We start from the raw sequence: 351 nt of genomic DNA, 5'->3' as shown, positions 1-351 counted from the left end.
GCCGCGACAACCTTGCCCTTGAGATCGGCAACCGACTTGATCTTGTCATCGGTGATGACGCCGTCGCCACCGACGGATTCGTCGATCGTTCCGATGATGATGCCGGGCGTCGAAGCATCGCGCGGGCGGCCCTGATATTCGCCGACCGAGCGCATCTGCATCTCGATGTCGCCGCGCGCCATCGCCGCCATGACGTTGGTCAGGTCATCCTCGAACTTGATGCTGACATCAAGGCCCTTGGCGGTGAAGCAGCCAAGGTCGCTGGCGATATGGACAGGCGCAAATCCCAGCCATGTCGGCGCCAGGATGCGGATCTGGTCGGCGCTGAGGGCGAGCTGCGAACTGGCGAGC

The 351-nt window shown here is 63.2% G+C and carries 1 protein-coding gene; it reads right to left on the bottom strand.

Going from position 1 to position 351, the window contains the following annotated elements; genetic code table 11:
• Window positions 1–351, bottom strand: a 351-nt coding sequence (locus tag EOC93_RS33820; RefSeq protein WP_164759410.1) for an ABC transporter substrate-binding protein, incomplete at both ends; no start/stop codon positions are given.

It is taken from the genome of Mesorhizobium sp. M6A.T.Ce.TU.002.03.1.1 (assembly GCF_003997275.1).
Lineage (GTDB): Bacteria > Pseudomonadota > Alphaproteobacteria > Rhizobiales > Rhizobiaceae > Mesorhizobium > Mesorhizobium mediterraneum.
The sequence above is the reverse complement of the archived record's forward strand: the minus strand, read 5'-3'. Positions and strand labels throughout refer to the sequence as shown.